Below are 18,984 nucleotides of genomic sequence, written 5' to 3'. Positions count from 1 at the left end.
GTGCCGCCAGGTGTCACTGGGGAGCTCTATCTGGCCGGTGCCCAGCTGGCCCGCGGCTATTTGGAGCGGCCGGGGCTGACCGCGGAGCGGTTCGTTGCCAATCCCTTCGGCGGGTCGGGGTCGCGGATGTACCGCACGGGTGATCTGGCTCGGTGGCGGGCGGACGGGGCGTTGGAGTTCGTCGGGCGGGTGGACGATCAGGTCAAGCTGCGTGGGTTGCGGGTGGAGTTGGGTGAGGTCGAGGCGGTGTTGGCCGGGCATGACGACGTCGCTCATGCGGTGGCCGTGGTGCGTGAGGACCGTCCCGGCGATCAGCGGTTGGTGGCCTATGCGGTGGCCGTGCCGGGAGCGGTGCTGGATCCGGCCGGTCTGCGGGCGTATGCCGCTCGGATGCTGCCGGAGCTCATGGTCCCGTCCGCGGTGGTGCCGCTCGACGCGCTGCCGCTGACGCCGAGCGGAAAACTCGCCCGCCGGGACCTGCCCGCCCCGGACGCCGCCGCTGCGGTGACCGGCCGAGCTGCGCGCACGGCCGCCGAGGAGATCCTGGCCGGCCTGTTCGCCGAGGTACTCGGTGTGCCTGGGATCGGCGTCGACGACCGGTTCTTCGAACTCGGCGGGCACTCGCTGCTGGCGACCCGGCTGGTCTCCCGCATCCGGTCCGTGCTCGGGGCGGAGCTCTCGGTTCGGGACCTGTTCGAGGCGCCCACGGTGGCGGGTCTGGCAGCCCGAATCGACGCGGAAGAGGGCCGACGGCCGGCCCTGCGCGCGGCGGCCCACCGCCCGGACGTGCTTCCCCTGTCGTTCGCGCAACGTCGGCTGTGGTTCCTGCACCAACTGGAAGGGCCCAGCCCGACCTACAACATGCCCTTCGCGCTGCGACTGTCGGGGGAGTTGGACACCGCTGCCCTGCACGCCGCCCTGAACGACGTCGTCGTCCGGCACGAGACCCTGCGCACGGTGTTCCCCGAGGTCGACGGGGAGCCGCGACAGGTGGTGCTCGGCCCGGACGAGGCGGTGGTGGAGCTTCCGGTCCACCAGGTCGGCGAGGACGCGCTCGCCGGGGCGCTGGCCACGGCGGCCGGGCACCGGTTCGACCTGACGGCCGAATCGCCGCTGCGGGCCTTCTTGTTCGCGCTCGGCTCGGACGAGCACGTGCTGTTGCTGGTCATCCACCACATCGCGGGTGACGGCTGGTCGAACGTTCCGTTCGCCCGGGACCTCTCCGAGGCCTACACCGCCCGCTGCTCAGGTCACGCCCCGGCGTGGGCTCCGCTGCCCGTCCAGTACGCCGACTACGCGCTGTGGCAGCGCGACCTCCTCGGCAGCGACGAAGACCCGGACAGCCTGATCTCCGCGCAGGTCGCCCACTGGGTGCGCACGCTGGACGGGCTGCCCGAGCAGCTGGACCTGCCCACCGACCGGCCCCGCCCTGCGGTGGCCGCCCATCGTGGTGGGAGGGTGCTGTTCACACTGGACGCGGGCCTGCACCGGCGGCTGGCCGAGCTGGCGCGTGAGCGCGGAGCGACCCTCTTCATGGTGTTGCAGGCCGGGCTCGCCACCCTGCTCAGCAGGCTCAGCGGGAGTACGGACATCCCGATCGGCAGCGCCATCGCCGGGCGTACCGACGAGGCCCTCGACCAACTCGTCGGGTTCTTCGTCAACACGCTCGCGCTCCGCCTGGACACCTCCGGGGACCCGTCCTTCGCCGCGCTGCTGGAGCGGGTGCGCGAGACCGACCTCGCCGCCTACGCCAACCAGGACGTTCCCTTCGAGCAGCTGGTCGAGCTGCTGAACCCGGTCAGGTCGGCGGCCCGGCACCCGCTGTTCCAGGTGATGCTGACGCTGCAGAACAACGCCGACCCGGCATTCGCCATGCCCGGACTGCGGGTCACCCCCGGCGTCGCCGACGTGGGCGCGGCGAAGTTCGACCTGCTGTTCAGCCTCACCGACAGGTACACCGAGGACGGCGGCCCGGACCGCGTCGACGGGGTGCTCGAGTACAGCGCGGACCTGTTCGACCACGGCACCGCCGAGGCGCTGGCGGCCCGCTTCGTGCGGCTGCTCGAAGCCGCGGCGGCCGGGCCGGACCGGCCGATCGGCTCCTTCGACCTCACCGACGCCGCCGAGCGTGAGCGCCTGCTCGTGACCTGGAACGGCGTCGAGTCGGATTTCCCGCTGACGCTGCTGCCCGAGGCGTTCGAGGCGCAGGCCGCGCGCACGCCGCACGCGATCGCCGTGACCGACCGCGGCGTGGACGTCAGCTACGGCGAGCTGAACGCGCGGGCCAACCGGCTGGCCCATCTGCTCATCGCCCGCGGAACGGGCCCGGAGCAGGTCGTGGCGGTCGCCCTGCCGCGCTCCGTCGAGCTCGTCGTCGCGCTGCTGGCGGTGTCCAAGGCGGGCGCCGCGTACCTGCCCGTCGATCCGGCCCACCCGGCCGCGCGGCTCCGCCATGTGCTGGACGACGCCCGCGCGGCCTGCGGGCTCACCCTGAGCACGCTCGCCGCAGACCTGCCGCAGAGGGACGTGCCCTGGCTCCCGGTCGACGACCCGGAGGTCGCGGGAGCCGCCGAGGAACGGCCGGCGCACGACCCGTCCGACGCCGACCGGGTCACCGCCCTGCTGCCGGCCCACCCCGCGTACGTCATCTACACCTCGGGCACCACGGGCCGGCCCAAGGGCGTGCTCGTCGAGCACCGCGCCCTGGCCGCCTACCTTGACTTCGCCCGCCGGGCCTACCCCGGCACGGCAGACACCGCCCTGCTGCATTCGCCGGTCTCCTTCGACCTGACCGTGACAGCCCTGTTCGCGTCGCTGACCGCGGGTGGCCGGGTGCTGGTCGGCGACCTGGCCGGCGGCTCGACCGCCCCCGATCCGTACACGTTCCTGAAGGCGACGCCGAGTCACCTGGCGCTGCTCGGCGCCTCACCCGGGTCAGAGGCGGCGGTCGCGGACCTGGTCGTGGGCGGCGAGCAGCTCACCGGTGAACTCCTCGCGCCGTGGCGGCGGTCGCATCCGCAGGCCACGGTGGTCAACGAGTACGGGCCGACGGAGGCGACGGTCGGCTGCGTCACGTACCGGGTGCCGCCCGGGGCCGGAGTCGCGGACGGCCCGGTGCCGGTCGGACGTCCCGTCCCGAACATGCGGGCCCATGTGCTCGACGCGGGGATGCGGCTGGTCCCGCCCGGCGTGACCGGGGAGCTGTACCTTGCCGGGGCGCAGCTCGCCCGCGGCTACCTGAACCGGCCCGGCCCGACCGCGGAGCGGTTCGTGGCCGACCCGTTCGGCGGACCGGGGGCCCGGATGTACCGGACCGGGGACCTGGCCCGATGGACCCCCGGCGGGGATCTCGTCTTCGTCGGCCGTGCCGACGAACAGGTCAAGGTCCGCGGGTACCGGATCGAACCGGCGGAGATCGAGGCGACTCTGTCCCGGCACGAAGCGGTGTCCCAGGCCGCGGTCGTGGCCCGGGACGACGAGCCGTCCGGTACGCACCTGGTCGCCTACGTCGTCCCCGCCGCCGACGGGCGCCGGGACGGCGAGGCCGCCCGGGCCCAGCTCGGCGACTGGCAGGAGGTGTACGACTCCCTCTACGGCGCCGGGCGCGCCGCCGCGGAGCCGCCGCCGTTCGGCGAGGACTTCGCCGGCTGGACCAGCAGCTACGACGGGCAGCCGATCCCGGTCGCGCAGATGCGCCAGTGGCGGGACGCCACCGTCGCGCGCATCCGGGAGCTGCGGCCGCGCCGGGTGCTGGAGATCGGCGTGGGCAGCGGCCTGCTGCTCTCCCGGCTCGCCCCCGACTGCGAGGCCTACTGGGGCATCGACATCTCGGCGGACGCCGTCGAACGGCTGCGGGCCCAGGTGGCCGAGCGGGGGTGGGCCGACCGCGTGGAACTGCGGGTCCAGCCCGCCACGGACGCCGAAGGGCTGCCGGCAGGGCACTTCGACACGGTGGTGATCAACTCGGTCGTCCAGTACTTCCCGGACGCCGCCCACCTCACCGAAGTGATCGGCACGGCGCTGGAGCGGCTGGCCCCCGGCGGGGCCCTGTTCCTCGGCGACATACGTGACCTGCGGGCCCTGCGGTGTCTGCACGCGGCGGCGCTGCTGCGCCGCGCCACACCGTCCGCCGACACCGCCGTGGTACGCCGCGCCGTGGAACAGGCGGTGCTGCTGGAGAAGGAACTTCTGCTCGACCCCGCGTTCTTCACCGAGTTCGCGGACCGACGGGACGACATCGCGGGCGTCGACCTCCAGGTCAAGCGCGGCGGCTACGTCAACGAGCTGAGCCGCTACCGGTACGACGTCGTGCTGCACAAGCAGCCGAACGCCGGGCTCCGGCGGCTGCAGGCGGCTCCGGAGCTGCGGTGGGGCCACGACGTCGCCGCACTGGACGCCGTCGAACGGCACCTCGCCGCGAACCGCGTGCCCGCCCTGCGGATCACCGGGGTGCCGGACGAGCGGGTCGCCGACGAGGCCGCCGCCCTGCGCGCCCTGGACGAGGGAAGGCCACTGCCCGAACTGCTCGCCCTGCTCGGCGCCGCCGAGCGCTCGTCGGCCCCGGGCCTCGGCCCGGACGCGTTCCGCGCACTGGGCGAGCGGGCCGGCTACCGGGTGGCGGTGACCCGGTCGGACGGCGACGTCGAGAACCTCGCCGTGCTCTTCGTGGACCCGGCCGCGACCGCGCTCGGCGGGGTCCACCGCCCGGCGCCGTCGGCCGCGCCGCGGGCGCCGCTCGCCAACGACCCGGCGGCGGCGCGCCGGCGCGGCGAACTGGTCGCCGCGCTCACCGGGTCGCTGCGGGACGAGCTGCCCGAGTACATGGTCCCGGCCGCCGTGGTGGTCCTCGACGAGCTCCCCCTGACCGCCCACGGCAAGCTCGACCGGGCGGCGCTCCCCGCGCCCTACCTGGGCTCCCCGGCGGGCTCGCGGCGGCCGGCCACGCCCCGGGAACAGCAGCTGTGCGAGCTGTTCGCGCAGGTACTCGGCGTGGCCGCGGTCGGCGTCGACGACGACTTCTTCGCCCTCGGCGGGCACTCGCTGCTGGCCACCCGTCTGATCAGCCGCATCCGTGCCGCCCTCGGTGTCGAACTCGCCGTACGGACGGTGTTCGAGGCGCCCACGGTCGCCGGGATCGCCGAACGCCTGAGTGAGGCGGAGGCGCACCGGGACGAGGTGCGGCCGGCCCTGCGGCCGATGCCCAGGCCCGACGTGGTGCCGCTGTCCTTCGCGCAGCAGCGCCTGTGGTTCCTGCACCGCCTGGAGGGGCCGGGCGCGACGTACAACATGCCCATCGCCCTGCGCCTGCGCGGCGCGGTCGACCACAAGGCGCTGCGGGCCGCGCTGGCCGACGTCGCGGCGCGGCACGAAAGCCTGCGCACCGTGTACCCGGCGGCGGGCGGCGTGCCCCGCCAGCTCGTCCTCGGCGCGGCCGACGCCCGCCCCGAACTGATCGTCCGGCACCTCGACGAGACCCGGCTGCGCGCAGCCGTGCGCGAGGCGGCGCGCTATCCCTTCGACCTGGGGGTCGACCTGCCGCTGCGGGCCGAACTGTTCGTCCTGGACGAGCGTGAACACCTGCTGGTCGTGCTGGTGCACCACATCGCCGGCGACGGATGGTCGATGGCCCCCCTCTCACGGGACCTCGCGACCGCCTACGCCGCGCGGAACCGGGGCGAGGCGCCGTCCTGGGCGCCGCTGCCCGTCCAGTACGTCGACTACACGCTGTGGCAGCGCGACCTGCTCGGAGACGAGAGCGACCCGGACAGCCGGTTCGCCCGGCAGGTGGCGTACTGGGCCGAGGCCCTGGCGGACCTGCCGGAACAGCTCGCGCTGCCGGCGGACCGCCCGCGCCCCGCCGTGTCCACCTACCGCGGCGGGATGGTCGGCTTCGACCTGAGCCCCGAACTGCACCGCGGGCTGGCGGGCCTGGCCCGGGCCGGGGAGGCCAGCCTCCACATGGTGCTGCACGCCGGCCTGGCCGCCCTGCTGACCAGGCTCGGCGCCGGCACCGACCTGCCGATCGGCAGCGGCACCGCCGGACGGCGCGACGAGGCGCTCGACGACGCGATCGGACTTTTCGTCAACACGCTGGTGATGCGGACGGACACCTCGGGCGACCCGTCGTTCGGCGAACTGCTGCGGCGTGTGCGGGAGACCGCGCTGACCGCGTACTCCCACCAGGACGTGCCCTTCGAGCACTTGGTGGAGGTGCTGAACCCGGTCCGCTCCCCGAACCGCCACCCGCTCTTCCAGGTGGCACTGGTGCTGCAGAACACCCCGGCCGCCGGCCTGACCCTGGCGGGCGTCGACGTGACACCCGAGCCGGCCGATTCGGGGACCTCGCGGTTCGACCTGTTCTTCAGCGTCACCGAGCGGCCCGCGCCGCCGGGAGCGCCGGCCGGTTCCTTCGGCGGGGTGCGCGCGACCGTGGAGTACAGCATCGACCTGTTCGACCGGCAGACCGTCGAGGCGATGGCCGCACGGTGGATCCGGCTGCTCGAGGCGGTGACCGCCGACCCGGCACAGCCGATCGGCCGGGCCGACCTCCTCACGCCCGCCGAGCGGACGCGGATGCTCGGCGCCCCCGACGACCGGATCGCCCCGGCCGGTCTGCCGGCGCTGTTCGAGGCGCAGGCGGCCCGGACTCCGAACGCGGCAGCCGTCGTCACCGACGACCTCACCCTGTCGTACGCGGAGCTGAACGCGCGCTCCAACCGCCTGGCCCACCTGCTGATCTCACGCGGTGTCGGACCCGAGCAGACCGTCGCACTGGCCTTCCCCCGCTCCGCCGACCTGATCGTGGCGGTCCTCGCAACGCTCAAGGCGGGGGCTGCCTACCTCCCCCTGGACGTCGGCTACCCGGCGGAGCGCCTCGCGTTCATGCTCGGTGACGCCCGCCCGTCGCTGCTGCTGACGGGCGGCATCGGCGCCGCCGGGATACCCGGATCCGCCGGGCTGCCCAGGCTGGACCTGGACGCCGGCGGACAGCTCGCCGCCGACCTGGCCGGCCGGGCGGACACCGATCCCGCCGACGCCGACCGGGTACGGCCCCTGGCGCCCGCCCACCCGGCCTACGTCCTCTACACGTCCGGCTCGACCGGCAGGCCCAAGGGCGTGGTGGTCACCCACGCCGGTGCGGCCGGCCTGGTGGCGACCCAGACCGGGGCCTTCGGCGCCGGGCCGGGCAGCCGGGTCCTGCAGTTCGCCTCGCCGAGCTTCGACGCTGCGTTCTGGGAACTGTGCATGGCGTTGCTGACCGGGGCGGCGCTGGTGGTGGCGCCGGCCGAGCGGCTCCTGCCGGGTCCGGACCTCGCCGCGCTGGCGGCCGAGCACGGCGTGACCCATCTGACGGTGCCGCCGGTGGCGCTCGGGGTGATGACGCCCGACCAGCTCCCGACGGTGACCACGCTGGTGGTGGCCGGTGAAGCCTGCCCGCCGGAGACGGTGGCGGCCTGGAGCCGCGGCCGGCGGATGGTCAACGCCTACGGGCCCACCGAGTCGACGGTCTGCGGGACGATGAGCCGGCCGCTGTCCGGCGGGGGCGGTGTCCCGCCCATCGGCACGCCGGTCCTCGGCACCCGGGCCTACGTGCTCGACGCCGGGCTGCGCCCCGTGCCGCCGGGCGTGGTGGGCGAGCTGTACCTGGCCGGCGCGGGCCTGGCCCGCGGCTACCTCGGACGGCCCGGTCTGACCGCCGAACGCTTCCTGGCCTGCCCGTTCGGGGGGCCGGGGACGCGGATGTACCGCACCGGGGACCTCGCGCGGTGGAACTCCGACGGCGATCTGGAGTTCGCCGGCCGTGCCGACCAACAGGTCAAGGTCCGGGGCCACCGGATCGAACTCGGCGAGGTGGAGTCCGCGATGGCCGCCCATCCCGGCGTGGGACAGGCGGTGGCGGTCGCCCGCCAGGACGGCCCCGGCGGAACCCGCCTCGTCGGCTACGTCGTACCGGCGAAGGACATCACGGAGACCGCCGAGACCGCCGAGACCGCCGAGACCGCCGAGACCGCCGAGACCGGCGGGACGTTCGGGACCGGCGGGATGTTGGGGACCGGCGAGACGTTGGGGACCGCCGAGTCCGCGGAGTCCGCCGTGACCGCGGAGGGTGAGGCCGCTGCGGACGCCGGTGGCGCGCCGGAAGGGGCGGAAGGGAGGGACGGCGCGGACGGGACGGGCCGGGTGCTGGGCGAGTGGCGGCAGCTGTACGACACGCTCTACAGCGTGTCGGAGCCCGCCCCGTTCGGCGAGGACTTCACCGGCTGGAACAGCAGTTACGACGGGCAGCCGATCCCGGAAGCCGAGATGCGGCAGTGGCGGGACGCGACCGTCACGCGGATCCGCCAGCTGCGGCCCGGACGCATCCTGGAGATCGGGGTCGGCCGCGGCCTGATCCTGTCCCAACTCGCCGCGGACTGCGACGAGTACTGGGGCACCGACCTGTCGGCGGCGGTGATCGAGTCCCTGGCGGCACAGGTCGCCGACGAGCCGGCGATCGCCGGCAAGGTGGTGCTGCGGGCCCAGCCGGCGGACGATCTCACCGGGCTGCCCGAGGGCTTCTTCGACACCGTCGTGCTCAATTCGGTGGCCCAGTACTTCCCCGGCGCGGCCTACCTGACCGAGGTGATCGGCCACGCGATGCGGCTGCTGGTCCCGGGCGGAGCCCTGTTCCTCGGCGACCTGCGCAACCTGCGGCTGCTGCCCATGCTCCAGGCGGCCACGGGCAGCGCCGGGCCGGAACGGGAGCTGCTGGTCGACCCGGACTTCTTCCCGGCCCTGGCCGGCGTGGTGCCGGAGGTCGGCGCCGTGGACGTCCGCCTCAAGCGCGGGCGGTACCACAACGAGCTGTCCCGCTACCGCTACGACGTCGTCCTGCGTCGCGCGCCGCTCGCCTCACCGCCCCGGCCGTTCGGCGACGCACCTGTGGTGCGGTGGCAGGAGCTGGCCGGTGGGGCGGAGGCACTCGCCGCGCTGCTGGACGAGGGCCGGCCGGACCGGCTGCGGGTCACCGGGATTCCCAACGCCCGGCTGGCGGACGAGGCCGCCGCCCCACCGGATGCGGCCGTGGACCCCGAGGCCCTGTGCGAGCTGGCCGAACGGCTGGGGCTGTGGGTGGCCGTCACCTGGTCGGGCACGGAGGGGGACGACTGCTTCGACGCTCTGTTCGCCGACGCCGGGGACCGCGCCGACGCTCGGAACCGCGCCGACGTCCGGGATCATGCCGACACCCTTGACGGTGTCGCGGCCGGAGACGACGCCGGCGCCGCCGTCACCGGGGTGTACCGGCCGGTGACCCCCGCGGTCACGAGCCGCGCATCGCTGGGGGCCTTCACCAACGAGCCTGCGACGGCGACGGCGACGGCGACGGCTCCGGCGGCGGCCCTGGGCCCCGCGGTGCGTGGTTGGCTGCGGGCGAAGCTGCCGGAGTACCTGGTCCCGTCGGCCGTCGTCACGCTCGACGCCCTGCCGTTGACGCCGAACGGGAAGGTCGACCGCAAGGCGCTGCCCGCGCCGGAGACCTCCGGCGCACCGGCGGGCCGCCCGCCCGCCACCGCACGGGAGCGCCTGCTGTGCGACGTCTTCGCCGACGTACTCGGCCTGGCGGCCGTCGGCGTCGACGACAACTTCTTCGACATCGGCGGCGACAGCATCGTCTCCATCCAGGTGGTGACCAAGGCCCGCGCCGCGGGACTCGCCATCGCCCCCCAGGACGTGTTCCAGCACCGCACCGTCGCGGAACTGGCCGCGGCCGCCGGAACGCTCGGCGGGGAGCCGGCCGGGGCCGAGGCGCCGCAGGCGGGCATCGGCGCGGTGCCGCTGACACCGGCCCTCCACGCGCTGCGGGAGCGGGACCCGGATCCCGGCACCCGCTACGAGGCGATGACCGTGGAGGTCCCGGCCGCACTGGACGCGGAGCGGCTCGAAGCGGCGCTCCAGGCGGTCCTGGACCATCACGACGCGCTGCGCACCCGATTGACCCGTGTCCCCGGCGAGACCCCGCGGTCGGGACCGGACGACTGGCTGCTGGAGGTGACGCCGCCCGGCACGGTCCGGGCAGCGGACCGTCTCCACCACGTCGCCGTCGCGGAGATCGAGGAGGCGATCGCCGCGGAGGAGCGGGCGGCGTCGGCCCGCCTCGCGCCGGAGTCCGGTGTCATGGTCCAGGCGGTCTGGTTCGACGCCGGCGCCGGCCGGCCCGGGCGGCTGCTGCTGGTGCTGCACCGCCTCGTCACGGACCCGGAGTCCTGGCGGATCCTTCTGCAGGACGTCGCCGCCGCCTGCGCGGCGTCCGCCCGGGGACTGCGCCCGGAACTCGCCCCGGTCGGCACGTCGTTGCGCCGAGGGGCCCAGCACCTGCGTGCCCAGGCCCAGGACGCACGGCGGGTCGAGGAGCTGTCCCGGTGGACCGAGATCCTCACCCTGCCGGACGGCTCCACAGAGCCCGAGGCCGGTCCGAACGGCTCTGCCGAGCCGGACGGGTCCGCAACCCTGGACGCCGAGTCGGACGGGTCCGCCGCACCGAACGCCGAGTCGGACGGGTCCGCCGGGCCCGGCGCCGAGCGCCACGGGTCCCATGACCTCAGTTTCGAGCCGGACGAGCCGGGGCGTCACCCGGGGCGTCACATCGACGGTCGGCCGGTGCAGAGTTCCCGGAACACGGCGGCGGGGGCCCGCGCACTGACGATCACTCTGTCCGCCGAACGCACCGAGGCGCTGCTCGCCACCGTGCCGGCGGCGTTCCATGCCGACACCGAGGACGTGCTGCTGACCGCGTTCGCGCTGGCGCTGGCCGACCGGCGGCGCCGCCGGGAACCGGGCCGCCCGAGCACCACGGCCACCCCGGCGGCCGGCCCGGACATCCCCGCCATCAGCGGCGACTCCGTGCTCACCGACGTACGGCGGCCCGGCCGGACCGGCATCGCCGAAGGCGTCGACCTCTCCCGCACCGTGGGCTGCTTCGCCGCCACGCATCCGGTCCGCCTGGATCTCGGGGGCCTGGACTGGAACGAGCTGTGGGACAGCGGGCACGCCGTCGGCACGGCGCTCAAGCGGGTGAAGGAGGAACTGAGGTCCCTGCCGGACGGCGGTCTGGGATTCGGTCTGCTGCGCCACCTCAACCCCGAAACCGCCCCGGTCCTCGCGGGCCGGTCCACCCCGCAGGCGGCCTTCCACTACCTCGGACGGCTGCCCCAGGCGCCCACCGGCTCGTGGCCGGACGAGCCGGGAGGGCCGGGCGGGCCGCCGGAGTACCGGATCGAGGTGAGGGCGGCCGCGGTGGAGCACCCGGACGGCCCGCGCCTGACCGCCACCTGGTGCGGGTCGCCGGTCCGCTTCACCGAGGCCGACCTGCAGGAACTGGCCGACACCTGGGTGCGCGCACTGGATGCGCTGACCGCCCACGCCACCCGGCCCGACGCCGGGGGCCGTACCCCGTCCGACGTACCCCTGGTCCGGCTGAGCCAGGCCAAGCTCGAGCAGCTCGAGGCCGCATGGAGGAGAACACGATGACGCAGGCGGATGTGCAGACGGAGCTGGAGGACATCCTGCCGCTGGCGCCACTGCAGGAAGGGCTGCTGTTCCACGCGCTCTACGACGAGACGGCACTTGACGTCTACACCCTGCAACTGGCGTTCGACCTGGAGGGCGCCCTCGACGCCGAGGCGCTGCGCGCCGCCGCGCGTGCCCTGCTGCGGCGTCATGCGAGCCTGCGGGCCGGTTTCTGGCACGAGGACCTGGACGAGCCGGTGCAGATCATCCCGCGCGAGGTGGAGCTGCCCTGGGAGGACGCGGACCTCAGCGCGGTGGACTCCGCCGAGCGGGAGGCCGAGGCCGAGCGCATCGCGGTGGCGGCCCGGCTCCGCCGCTTCGACCCGGCCCGCCCGCCGCTGCTGCGGTTCACGCTCATCCGGCTCGGGCGGACGCGGTACCGGTTCCTCCTCACCGCTCACCACCTGGTGCTCGACGGCTGGTCCGTGCAGTTGCTGCTGGGGGAGCTGTTCCAGCTCTACACGCGGGGCGGCCGGGAGGACGGGATGCCCCCGGCGGCCCGGTACCGCGACTACCTGGCCTGGCTGGCGGGCCAGGACCGGGCGGCCGCCGAGGACGCCTGGCGCGAGGTGCTGAAGGGCGTCGACGAGCCCACCCGGGTCGCCGCGTCGGACCCGTCCCGGGCGCCGGAACTGCCCGGCCAGGTTCTTCGCGACCTGCCGGGCGACCTCGCCGCCGCGCTGGACGGCCTCGCCCGCCGCGAGGGCCTGACCCTGAACACCGTGTTCCTGGGCGCCTGGGCGATCGTCCTCGGAGGGCTGACCGGCCGGGACGACGTGGTGTTCGGCACCACGGTGTCCGGGCGCCCACCGCAGGTGCCCGGCGCCGAGAAGATGATCGGTCTGTTCGCCAACACGCTGCCGGTCCGCGTCCGCCTCGACCCCGCGATGCCGCTGACCGGGATGCTGGCGCGCCTGCAGCGGGACCAGACTCGTCTGATGGCTTGTCAGCATGTGGGGCTGGCCGGCATCCAGCGCAGCCTGGACTCGGGTGAACTCTTCGACACGGCGACCGTGTTCGAGAACCTCCCGGCCGGCGAGAGCGAACTGGCCGCCGCGGCGCACGGCAGCGGACTGCGGGTGACCGCGAGCCGCAGCCACGGCGTCACCCACTACCCGCTCAACTTCATGGTGATGCCGGGACGACCGCTGCGGCTGCGCCTGGACCACCAGACGGCCCTGTTCGACCGCGAGGCCGCGGAGGCGATCATGGGCCGGGTGGTCCGGGTCCTCCAGGCCGCCGTCGCGGACCCGGCCCGACGGATCGGCGCCCTGGAGATCCTCACGCCCGACGAACGGGCCCGGGTGCTGGTGGAGTGGAACGGCACGCCGGGCGAGTCGCCGTCGGTGCTGGTGCCCACGGCCTTCGAGGCACAGGCCGGACGGACCCCGCAGGCGCTGGCCGTGGCCGACGGCCGGACGGAGTGGACGTTCGCCGAACTGAACGCCCGGGCGGACACGCTCGCGCGGCGACTGGCCGACCGCGGTGTCGGGCCCGACACGTTGGTCGGACTGTGCGTGGGCAGGTCGGCCGAGATGATCGCGGCCGTACTGGGCGTGTGGAAGGCCGGCGGGGTGTGCGTGCCGCTCGACCCCGGCTACCCCGCGGAGCGGCTCTCGCTGATGCTCGCCGACGCGGCCGTGGCCGTGGTGGTGACCGAGCGGACCCTGGCCGGACTGCTGTCCGAGAGTCGGGCCGCCCTGGTCCTGCTGGACGCCGACGACCTGCCCGACGCGGACGGTCTCCCCGTCGCGAACGGTCTGCCCGCAGCCGCAGCCGCAGCCGCAGCCGCAGCCGCAGCCGCAACCGCGGACGCACACGCGGACGTTGAGGCGTCCGCCGTCGCGTCGCCGACCGCGCGCGCCGGACGGTCGACCACGCGCATCGGACCGCCGACCGCGCCCACCGGACGGTCGATCGCGCCCGCCGGACCGCCGGCGGTGCGCGCGGACCACGCCGCGTACGTCGTGTACACCTCCGGGTCCACGGGTGTGCCGAAGGGGGTGGTCGTGACGCACCAGGGGCTGGCCAACCTGTTCGCCAGCCACCGCGACCGGGTGTTCGCGCCCGCCGCGGCCACGGTGGCCGCCGCGGAGGGACGCCGGCTGCGGGTGGCGCACACCGCCTCGCTGTCCTTCGACGCGAGCATGGGGCAGATCCTGGGTCTGGTCGCCGGACACGAACTGCACATCGTGGACGACGACACCCGCCGCGACGCCGTCGCACTCCTGGCGTACGTACGGGCCCGGCGCGTCGACTACCTCGGGATCACCCCGTCGCTGCTGCGCGAACTGACCGGGCTGGGAATGCTGGACGGCCCCGGTCACCGGCCGGGTGTGATCCTGCTCGGCGCGGAGGCCACGGGAGCGGCGCTGTGGGAGACCCTGCGCGCGTACCCCGGCACCGAGGTGCACAACTACTACGCGCCGAGCGAGTGCACGGTGGACGCCGTCGGGGCCCGGGTGCGCGACAGCGACCGGCCGGTGATCGGCCGGCCGATCCAGAACATGCGGGTCTACGTGCTCGACGCACGGCTGCGCCCGGTGCCCCCCGGCGTGGTGGGAGAGGTCTACCTGGCCGGCGTCCAGCTCGCCCGCGGCTACCTCGACCGGCCCGGTCTGACCGCGGAGCGCTTCGTCGCGGACCCCTTCGGCGGGCCGGGAGACAGGATGTACCGCACCGGTGACCTGGCCCGCTGGACGACCGCCGGGCTGCTGGAGTTCGCCGGGCGCGCGGACGAGCAGGTGAAGCTGCGCGGGTTCCGCATCGAGCTCGGCGAGGTCGAGGCGGCGCTGGCCCGGCACGTCACGGTCGCGCACGCGGTCGCGACGGTGCGCGAGGACCGCCCCGGCGACCAGCGCCTGACCGCCTACGCGGTGCCCGCGCGGGGCGCCGCGGTGGACCCGGGCGAACTGCGGGAGTTCGTCGCCCGGACGCTGCCCGAGTTCATGGTTCCGGCCGCGATCGTCGTCCTCGACGCACTCCCGCTCACCCCCAGCGGGAAACTGGCCCGCCGCGAACTCCCGGCCCCCGGGCCCGGCTTGCCCGGGGCCATGGGCCGGGAGCCGCGCAGCCAGGCGGAGGAGATCCTGTGCGGTCTGTTCGCCGAGGCGCTCGGGGTCGCGCGAGCCGGGATCGACGATGACTTCTTCGTCCTGGGCGGGCACTCGCTGCTCGCGACCCGGCTGGTGTCACGCATCCGCGCGGTGCTCGGCGCCGAGCTCGCCGTGCGGGACGTGTTCGAGGCCCCGACCGTCGCCGGGCTCGCGGCCCGGCTCCACGCGCCGAGCGAGGGCGCCCGAAGGCGGCCGCCGCTGCGGTCCGCGGGGGAGCGCCCGCACGAACTGCCGCTGTCGTTCGCCCAGCAGCGCCTGTGGTTCCTGCACCGGCTCGAAGGCCCGTCCGCCACCTACAACATGCCGTTCGCCCTGCGCGTGACCGGGGACCTCGACGTCCCGGCCCTGCGCGCGGCCCTGGGCGACGTGGTCGTCCGGCACGAGGTGCTGCGCACGGTCTACCCGGACACCGGGGGCACCCCGCGCCAGCGCGTCCTCGCCCCCGCCGACGCGACCGTCGAACTGCCCGTTCATCCGGTCGACGAAGCCGGGCTCGCCGCGGCGATCGCGGCCGCCGCGGCCCATCCGTTCGACCTCACGGCCGAACCGCCGCTGCGCGCGGTCCTGTTCTCTCTCGGTCCGGACGAGCACGTCCTGCTGCTCGTGCTCCACCACATCGCCGGGGACGGCTGGTCCAACCGCCCGTTCGCCCGCGACCTGTCCGACGCCTACGCCGCCCGGCGCGCGGGCCGGGCCCCGTCCTGGGCGCCGCCGGCCGTCCAGTACGCCGACTACACCCTGTGGCAGCGGCGGTTCCTCGGCGAGCCGGACGACCCGGACAGCGTGCTCTCCCGACAGGTGGAGTACTGGCGGCAGACCCTTCAGGGGCTGCCGACCGAGCTGGAGCTGCGCCGGGACCGGCCCCGCCCGGACGTGGCAGCCCACCGGGGCGCCACGGTGCCGCTGCGCCTCGGCGCGGACGTCCACGCACGGCTCGCCGGTCTGGCCCGGGCGGGCAACGCGAGTCTGTTCATGGTCGTCCAGGCCGCGCTGGCGGCGCTGCTCACCCGGGAGGGCGCCGGTACCGACATCCCCGTCGGCACCCCGATCGCGGGGCGCACCGAGGACGCGCTCGACGACCTCGTCGGATGCTTCGTCAACACGCTGGTGCTGCGCACCGACACCGGGGGCAACCCGAGCTTCGCCGACCTGCTCGGACGCGTCCGCGAGGCCGGCCTGGCCGCACACGCGCACCAGGACGTGCCGTTCGAGCATCTGGTCGAGGTGCTCAAGCCGGCCCGTTCGGCGTCCCGGCACCCGCTCTTCCAGGTGATGCTGACCCTCCAGCACGCCGACGACCTCGCCGTGGACCTGGGCGGGCTGCGCTGCCGGGCCGAGGAGGTGGAGTCGCAGTCGGCCAAGTTCGACCTGCTGTTCCGGCTCGCCGAGCGGCACACGGCCGACGGCCTGCCCGGAGGGCTGGAGGGCGGCGTCGAGTACAGCACGGACCTGTTCGACCGGCGGACGGTGGAGGACCTGGCGGCCAGGTTCGAGCGGCTGCTCGACGCCGTGAGCGCCGACCCCGCCGAGCGGATCTGGCGGCTCGACACCCTCACGCCCGAGGAACGTGAGCGGGTCCTGCGGGGCTGGAACGACACCGCACGCCCGCTCTCCCCGCTGACGTTGCCGGAGTTGTTCGAGGCGCAGGCGGCCCGCACCCCGGACGCGCCGGCCCTGGTCGCAGCCGGAGTCACCCTCTCCTACGCCGAGCTGAACGCGCGGGCGAACCGGCTCGCTCACGCCCTGATCGAGCGCGGCGCCGGACCGGAGCGGGTCGTGGCCGTCGCCCTGCGGCGCTCGGCCGAACTGGCCGTTGCACTGCTGGCCGTGCTCAAGTCCGGCGCGGCCTATCTGCCCATCGACGCCGACCATCCGGCCCAGCGGATCCGCGCCCTGCTCGACGAGGCCCGGCCGGTCTGCGTCCTCGACGACCCGGAACAGGTGCGCGACCCCGGCGACCGGCCGGACACGGATCCGGGCGACGCGTCCCGCGCCACGCGGCTGACGCCGTCGCACCCCGCGTACGTGCTCTACACCTCCGGCTCCACCGGCACGCCCAAGGGAGTGGTCGTCCCGCACGCAGCCGTCGTCAACCGGCTGCTCGGCCTGCAGGACGAGTACGGACTGGAGACCTCCGACATCGTGCTGTACAAGGCGCCGGCGGCGTTCGACGCGTCCGTGTGGGAGTTCTTCTGGCCCCTGACCACCGGCGCCCGGATCGTGGTCGCCGACCCCGAGGGACATCGCGACCCGGTCTACCTCGCCTCGACGATCCGCGAGCACGCGGTGACGACGGTGCACTTCGTGCCGTCGATGCTGCGGGTCTTCCTCGACGAACCCGCCGCGGCCGGCTGCACGAGCCTGCGCCGGGTCATGACCGGCGGCGAGTCGCTCCCGGCGGACCTGCGGGACCGGGCCCTGAACGTGCTGGACTTCGCCGCCCTGCACCATCTGTACGGGCCGACGGAGACCGCCGTCCACGCGACCTCCTGGACCTGCGGGAGTGAGCCGGCCACCGGCTCGGACGCGGCCGGCCGCCCGGTGCCGATCGGCCGGCCCGTCACCAACGTGCGCGTCTACGTGCTGGACGCCGGACTCGGCCCGGTGCCGCCCGGCACCGTGGGGGAGGTCTACCTGGCCGGCGTCCAGCTCGCCCGCGGCTATCTCAACCGGCGCGACCTCACGGCGGAGCGGTTCGTCGCCTGCCCGTTCGGAGCCCCGGGGGAGCGGATGTACCGCACCGGTGACTTGGCCCGCTGGACGACCGCCGGGCTGCTGGAGTTCGCCGGGCGCGCGGACGACCAGGTGAAGCTGCGCGGGTTCCGCATCGAGCTCGGCGAGGTCGAGGCCGTGCTGACCCGCCACGAGTCGGTCGCGCGGGCCGCGGCACAGGTGCGCGAGGACCAGCCGGGACAGCGTCGGCTGGTGGCGTACGTGGTCGCGGCGCCGGGCGCCGAGCCGCGGGAGACCGATCTGCGCGCCCACGCCGCGGCGGTGCTGCCGGAGTTCATGGTGCCCGCACACGTCGTCGTGGTGGCCGCCCTGCCGCTGACCGCCAGCGGCAAACTGGACCGGCGTGCCCTGCCGGAGCCCGGCGCGCGCCTGATGACGTCCAGGCGTCCGGCGCGCACGCCCGAGGAGGAGATCCTCTGCGGTCTGTTCGCCGAGTTCCTCGGCGTGGCCGGAGCCGGCATCGACGACGACTTCTTCGACCTCGGCGGGGACTCGCTGGCGGCGATCCGGCTGGTGAGCCGGATCCGGGACGCGACGGGCCTCGACCTGTCGGTCCGTGACCTGTTCGCCGCGCCCACGGTGAGCCGCCTGACGGACCGGCTGCACCTCGGCGTCTCGGCCGACGCCTTCGACGTGCTTCTGCCGCTGCGGACGTCCGGCGGCCGGCCGCCGTTGTTCTGCGTACACCCCGCGGGCGGTCTGAGCTGGTGCTACACCGGCCTGCTGCGGCTGCTGGGGCCGGACCTCCCGGTGTACGGGCTGCAGTCGCGCGGCGTCGCGCAGCCCGACGTGTACCCCGAGACGATGGACGACCTGGTCACCGACTACGTGGCGCAGATCCGGTCGGTGCGGCCCACCGGCCCCTACCACCTGCTGGGCTGGTCGTTCGGCGGCATCGCCGCCCACGCGGTCGCGGTCCGCCTGCAGTCCGAGGGCGAGGAGGTGGCCCTGCTCGCCCTGCTCGACTCCTACCCCCGCGACCCCGACGCCCCGGCCCCGCCCGTGGACGAGCGGGAAGTCCTCGCCACCCTGCTCGACTTCGCGGGCCACCCCCAGGCCGGCACGGACGGCGGGGAGGACGAACCGCTGCGGATCGCCGACGTGATGGACGTCCTGCGGAGCGGCGGCGGGCACCTGGCGGACATCGAGGAGCGCCGTGTCGTGGCCCTGACCGAGGTCTTCACCAACAACACGAAGCTCTCGGCGGCGCACGTTCCCGGCCGGTTCGACGGCGACGTCCTGCACTTCGCGGCCACGGCCGGACGCCCGCCCGGGATGCCGACGGCGGACGTCTGGGAGCAGGCCGTCACCGGACGCGTGGAGCGGCACGCCGTGGACTGCACGCACCGCGAGATGTGCCGGCCCGAGCCGCTGGCCCGGATCGGCCGCGTGCTGGCCGAACGGCTGAACGACGGAGCACCGCCGGGCGGACACGCCCGGTAGCCGCAGAACGGGCGAAGGCCACCGGGACCAGAGGCGACAGAACCCGAAGGCCACGGACCGCGGGCGGCCCGGACCAGAGGCCACTGAACCAGATCGCAGTCGTCGGCGCCGGACGTTCGTCCGGCGCCGGCACCGGCCGGGTGTT

The 18,984-nt window shown here is 74.9% G+C and carries 2 protein-coding genes; both read left to right on the top strand.

Features of this window, described 5'->3' with window-relative positions; translation table 11 throughout:
- A partial coding sequence (locus ACZ7DE_RS34025; protein WP_470767995.1) for an amino acid adenylation domain-containing protein occupies positions 1-11,508 on the top strand: 11,508 nt, incomplete at its 5' end.
- Complete coding sequence (locus tag ACZ7DE_RS34020) at positions 11,505-18,839, top strand: amino acid adenylation domain-containing protein (RefSeq protein ID WP_470767993.1); 7,335 nt, start codon at positions 11,505-11,507, stop codon at positions 18,837-18,839. The genes ACZ7DE_RS34025 and ACZ7DE_RS34020, both read left to right, overlap by 4 nt.
- Positions 18,840-18,984: the final 145 nt, after the last annotated feature.

Source organism: Streptomyces sp. NPDC037083, assembly GCF_055606485.1.
Note: the sequence above shows the minus strand (reverse complement) of the source record. Positions and strands in the feature narration are given on the sequence as shown.

Bases quoted from the DNA above. Each gene is read 5' to 3' on its own strand.
- ACZ7DE_RS34020 (WP_470767993.1), top strand. From the start codon at position 11,505: ATGACGCAGGCGGATGTGCAGACGGAGCTGGAGGACATCCTGCCGCTG.